This is a genomic window from Pararhizobium sp. P1_E7 (genome assembly GCF_056405855.1).
In genome coordinates, this window is record NZ_JBFUBH010000122.1 from 1 (window position 1) to 5,869 (window position 5,869).

General features: G+C 56.9%; 3 protein-coding genes and 1 pseudogene. All 4 read left to right on the top strand.

Features of this window, described 5'->3' with window-relative positions; all coding sequences use genetic code 11:
• Positions 1 to 74 precede the first annotated feature (74 nt).
• Complete coding sequence (locus tag AC1D17_RS27390) at positions 75 to 323, top strand: hypothetical protein (protein ID WP_477568397.1); 249 nt, start codon at positions 75 to 77, stop codon at positions 321 to 323.
• 153 nt (positions 324 to 476) lie between these two features.
• On the top strand, positions 477 to 1,688 hold the full coding sequence (gene repC / locus AC1D17_RS27395; RefSeq protein WP_477568398.1) for a plasmid replication protein RepC: 1,212 nt from the start codon (positions 477 to 479) through the stop codon (positions 1,686 to 1,688).
• 2,733 nt (positions 1,689 to 4,421) lie between these two features.
• Positions 4,422 to 4,858: pseudogene (locus AC1D17_RS27400) on the top strand (VOC family protein).
• A gap of 286 nt (positions 4,859 to 5,144) precedes the next feature.
• A partial coding sequence (locus tag AC1D17_RS27405) for an NYN domain-containing protein (protein WP_477568399.1) occupies positions 5,145 to 5,869 on the top strand: 725 nt, incomplete at its 3' end.

The following is a 5,869-nucleotide window of genomic DNA, read 5'->3' on the forward strand; positions in this document are numbered from 1 at the left end:
GGCTCAATCGGAAGAGATGCAGGCTATGAGTTCGCCGGACCGATTCAAGGGCTCAATCGGAAGAGATGCAGGCTATGAGTTCGCCGGACCGATTCAAGGCTCTGGTCCTAGCGCTAAAACCGCGCCGCATTGTTCGCGGTTTGCCCGAAGTCCTGTCCACGTCGTCAGGACAGCGACTGGGCCATGTGAAGCAGAGCAAGACAAAGCTGGAGATAACAGTCGACAGGAAGGAAGCTGCGGAATTCGCGGCTTTCCTGCTGAATGACGCGGTGGTTCTTTTCGAAGAGCGCCGTGCGAACAACCTACAAAAAAAGGAAGCGTAGCCCGCAAAAGAAAAGAGCCCCCAAAACGTCGCCGCCTCGGAAGCCCCTATCTGTCTAAGCACCAGTAGAATCGCATTTCCGGGATTCATCGTCAAGAGTCTAGGCGCCGTTTCGGCGAGCGAATTTCTTTTGCCTGTTAGAAGGTGAAGAACGATGCAAACGGGAAGTGTGACGACGCCTTTTGGGCGGCGGCCGGTGACTCTTGCCCTTGTCAGACGGCAAATGTCCGTCTGCGAGATAGGGGCGGGTAAAACGGCCGATAAGTGGAAAGTCTTCCGTGACGCCTCGGCGGCGATAGAGTTACTGCGGCTACAGTCGAGCAGCCTCGCGGTGCTGGATGCGCTGTTGAGCTTCTACCCGGAAAAGGAATTGCGGCAGGACGCGCAGTTAGTCGTTTTTCCTTCGAACGTGCAGTTGTCGCTGCGAGCACACAGTATGCCAGGCTCTACTTTGCGTCGCCATTTGAGTGCACTTGTTGATGCAGGCTTGATCATCCGTAAGGACAGTGCCAACGGCAAGCGCTTTGCACGCAAGGACGGCGCCGGTGATGTCGAAAGTGCGTTCGGTTTTGATCTCTCCCCTCTCCTCGCTCGTGCTGAGGAATTGGCGATGTTGGCCCAGCAGGTCGTTGCTTTGCGGGCGGAGTTCAGGAAAACCAAAGAAAAGCTGACTATTTGCAGACGTGACACGCGCAAGCTCATCACGGCTGCGATCGAAGAGGGCGTCGACGGCGATTGGCGGGTGATCGAGGAAGTCTACGTTGGGCTGGTTAGCGGTTTTCCGCGGACGCCGATGATTGATGACTTGGCGAGCGCCCTCGAAAGCATGGAGATGCTCAAGGAAGAAGTCCTCAATCGATTGGAAATCAAAAGAAAAGCTGAAAATAATAGCACCAATGATGCCCAAAATGAGCGCCACATACAGAATTCAAACCCAGACTCCACCATTGTATTTGAACCATGCTCTGAAAAAAAGCTGGGCGAGAAGTGGAGTAAAACAGCCAAGCCGAAAAAGCCGCTAAAGGCATTCCCGTTGTCTGTTGTGCTGAAGGCGTGCCCTCAGGCGTCAGACTACGGACCAGGCGGAGCAATCGGCAGTTGGCGCGATCTGATGTCGGCTGCGGTGGTGATCCGGTCGATGCTCGGAGTAAGCCCGTCAGCTTATCAGAGTGCCTGCGAGATCATGGGTCCCGAGAACGCAGCGGTAGCCATGGCATGCATTCTCGAGCGCGCTAACCTGATCAACTCGGCCGGCGGGTATTTGCGGGATCTCACGAGACGATCCGACCAATCAGAGTTCTCTCTGGGGCCGATGGTTATGGCGCTTCTAAAGACGAACGGACCTGCACAACGGAAGACCGGATGATGGGGCCTCCAACGTTGATGGCGGGTACAGACCGCGACAGTGAAAGCGAATTGCTTCATCTGCTTGTCCCCTGCCCCGCTTTGCTCTAGCCGCCGAGAACACAACCCGCATGTCCGCCACCGGCGGCGGCTCTCTAACGAATACATTACTACCCGGGATGACGGCAATGACGTATCGGGCATCTCTAGCGCTGGTGATACGACCCGACCCGCCAAGCAGCATATGYCGCGTCTGGAAGAATTGCAGCGTGGGGCCGGGCACGATCGCGCTCGGGATCGCCACGAGAGAGAATGATAGGGGCGATCATGTGCGGCCGCCGTCCGATCGATTTCAATTCGCAAACCGTTCGCGAACCCAAGGAGGACCACGGGAGACTTTTCGGAATCTTGATCTTAATGATCCTCGGCTTCCTGGAGCCGTCGGTGCAGTGCCCTGCTGTCGTTCGACTCTTGATATGGCCAACAACAAAAAGTGTCAGAGATTCTGAAATGCTTTTCGTTTCAGTTGTATCTGGGCGACGAAACCTTCGAAATCACGGAAAAATCGAACGTGAAGTCACGCTCGCATTTGGCAGACACGGACATCGCGGTTTTTTGCACATCTCGCAGGCCGAAAACGGTAACAGCTGCCACCGCGTCTGTTCCGAATGTGAGTGGCCACTTGCAGCCCGCACCGAACTCGCAACGCGACATTTCGCGCACCGGCCGAGATGGAGAAATAATTTGGACAATACGTGCAGCAAGACCGGCCAGATGACGGCCCTGTACACCTTCGGGAGAGATTTGTTTCTTCGTGAATGATGGGGTCGGATATCCTCCGATAGGACATGATGGACATCTTCTCCGAGCGAGAACAGATGTCGCGCTGAATGATGTCAAGATTGAAGAAAGGTTCAAGGGGTTTCAGCCTGCTGTTACTTTCACCGCGGGTGAAAGACCCTTTTTTGATGGAGGTCACGCACAAAGTTTCCCCTGAAGGGCCAGCCTGACCCGGCGTCAGAAGCTCGAGGCATTCGAGACCCACGTCCGTCACAGAGCGCGGCAGAGTTGGATCTTCAAAGCGGAGTTGGAAAGCTATCTGCATTCACTCTACGACCTTGCGCGTCGTGCCCGCGCGGTTCGCTTCAATCTGAAAAAGCCGCATCCTTCGCCGCATATTACGATCGCGCGGCTGCACGGCCAAAGCCGCAACGTTGGGCATAGCCGCCAAGGAGGCGTCGGTAGCGGACTGGCTTAGCGACACGGGCCCCTCCTTCGGGGAATTTTTTCGGACTGCGGCCGACGATTGGCGGGCTTTCGTTCTCGTTGAATGTCTAGGGGACACTTCACTCCCGCTAGATCGGATTGTCCGACACCTAAAGATAAGCGGGCAGCTACCTCCCGACCTCGTAGGCGTCCCCTGCTCCATATCGATRCCGCCAAAGCAGGGCGTCCTTCCTGCGGTCCAAAAGCGTGCGTATTCACCTTTTTATCACGACTTGAAGAATGTCGCGCTGGCGTGTGCCTCCCGGACGGCAATTGGTGCCGGCTCATTGGGCTACCAAAGCGCCGGCACCAACTTCGGGTACTGACGGCTCGGCAGGCGAGGCGAGGTGAAGCGGTTGCAAAACGCCGCGAAGAGGTCAGGCGGGGCTCGACCGGATTGCAGCGAGGCTCAGCCCAACGGATAGAGGGGATTTTGACAATGGGATTAAGGACCGGTGGACGCCTCACATCGACGATCGGGGCAGGCCTCTCGAAATCATAAACTCGGCAACTACAAATGGGATCGGTTGAAGCGACAGCTCGAAAAGATGGAGCAAGCTATCGACTCGACACGGCAGATCTTTCTGAGCCAATCGGCCTTCCGATGGAGGCTGCAATGCATCGTATGAAGCGCGAAGGGAGGATGCGGAAGCGGAAAAGCGCGCGCTTCGTTTCCAGGGCACACGGGAAAGGCAACTCAGCGGCTTGCCTCGGAGATCGGGGCGATATGACTGGACACCAGTGTCGTCGGTATCAGGTGGTCATCGCCCCCTTTTTCCCGCCCTCGGATTTGCGTCGGGCCTTATCGAGGCCTTGCAAGTTGGGAACAGCGTTACATAGACATGCACCGTATTTCGGACTTCCGGCGGGAGCTCAAAGGGTGGGCGCAAATGAAGTTCCACAACAGGGGCGTTCACTTTATCCTGGACCGCAATTTGGAACCACCTCGACGACGGACGCCTTCTCAGTGCTGTTTCGATCAGATTAGCCTGAATAGAATGCGTGACTTGACGACCCGCGCGCTCACCGACTGATAGAGTATTGACTGACCTGCCGCGTTGCGTGGAACTTCGGTTCATCGACCTACTCCAATGCAAGCTCTGCCGGATCGGGAACGGTCACAGCGAGGATATCCTGAACGCTCTTGCGTCTTGGCTAATACAGGTCCGCGTCGTTAGACAAGAACACGTCGACGGCAGTTTTCAGACGCCTAACGCCGGACGCTTCCCGTCGTTGACCGCGGTCAACGCTCTTAACTACCGGAAAAGATGCCATTTTTCGCAGTCTAGGTTTCCGGTGACGGAACAGAGGAATATTCCGGGCATATCCATGCTTAGACCGCAACAGATATCTCATTCCCATCTGATCTTGAACCGGCTCAKGCTCTCACCAAGGCATCGAGCCCCGGCCGTCGGCGTTGGAGGGCCACCTCAAGCGTCCGTAGTCTGACTCGGCGACACCTTTGAACGACACTTTGGAGATTGGAAACATGGCGCTCACGCGGATGGACAACGTAGGAATCGTCGTCGAAGACCTCGGTGTGACGATCGATTTCTTTCGCGAACTCGGCCTCGAGCTCTAAGGGCGGGYCACGATCGAAGGAAAATGGGCCGGCAGTGTTACTGGACTAAGCGATCAGCATATCGAGATTGCCATGATGGGCACACCGGACAGCCACAGCCGGCTCGAGCTCTCCCGCTTCATCACGCCGCCTGTCGTCGCAGATCACAGGACTGCGCCTGTCAACGCCCTTGGGTACCTCCGCGTCATGTTCGCCGTGGACGACCTCGACGAGACGCTTGAAAGGCTCCGCACGTACGGCGGCAGCTCGTAGGCGAAGTCGTCCAGTATGAAGACGCGTATCGGCTCTGCTACATCCGTGGGCCTGAAGGGCTTCTCATCGGACTCGCCCAAGAACTCGGCTGAGCGGAATAGCAAGATAAATGGCGAAGAGTGACCAAATGGCAGCGAGCGCGTCCGCGGCCGACCCGCCTGTTCGAACCGCGTTCTCGCTGAGCACGATTAGGCCATCAACCGGGGGCTGGTCGCCTACCAACCGGCGATATCTCGGACAGCGCCGGAGCTCAGATGATCCTCAACGCCATTCGTTAGCGCTGGCCTTGCATAGGGTGGGATGTGACGAAGCTGTTTGGCTGGTCTGAATGGGATCCAGCTGTTAGCTTTGACTCTATTTCGAAGGTGAGGAAGCGAAATGCCGTCTGAAACCCGATCACCGCGCTTGGCGGTGCTGATTGACGCCGACAATACCTCGGCCAAGATCGCCGACGGGTTGTTCGAAGAGGTCGCAAAGATTGGTGAGGCCAGCGTGCGTCGTATCTATGGTGATTTCTCCGGCACGCGCTCCAAGGGTTGGGCGGACGTGCTGGCAAATCATGCGATCATCCCGCAGCAGCAGTTCGCTTACACGACGGGCAAGAATGCCTCCGACATCACCCTGGTGATCGATGCGATGGATCTGCTGCACAGCGGCCGCTTCGATGGTTTCTGCCTAGTCTCCTCGGACAGCGATTTTACGCGGCTGGCCGCCCGCATTCGTGAGCAAGGGGTGGATGTTTTCGGTTTCGGTGAGCAGAAAACGCCTGAAAGTTTTCGCCAGGCGTGCCGTCGGTTCGTTTACACGGAGAATTTGCTGCCGGGAAAAGTCAAAGATGAGGGCGATGTGGTTTCGACCGACAAGCCGTTGCAACCACCAAGCGCGGCGGTTCCCTTGATCAAGAAAGTGCTGTCGCAGGAGGATGCGGATGATGGCTGGGTAAATTTGGGCGCTGTCGGCAAACAGCTGCTGAATCTGGCGCCGGATTTCGATCCGAGGACCTTTGGCTTCAAGATGAGGGCGGCCCGATCAGGATCCGCGGCTAGCGCTCGGGGACGAGAGGGTGAGGGCGGCCCGATCAGGATCCGCGGCAAGCGCTCGGG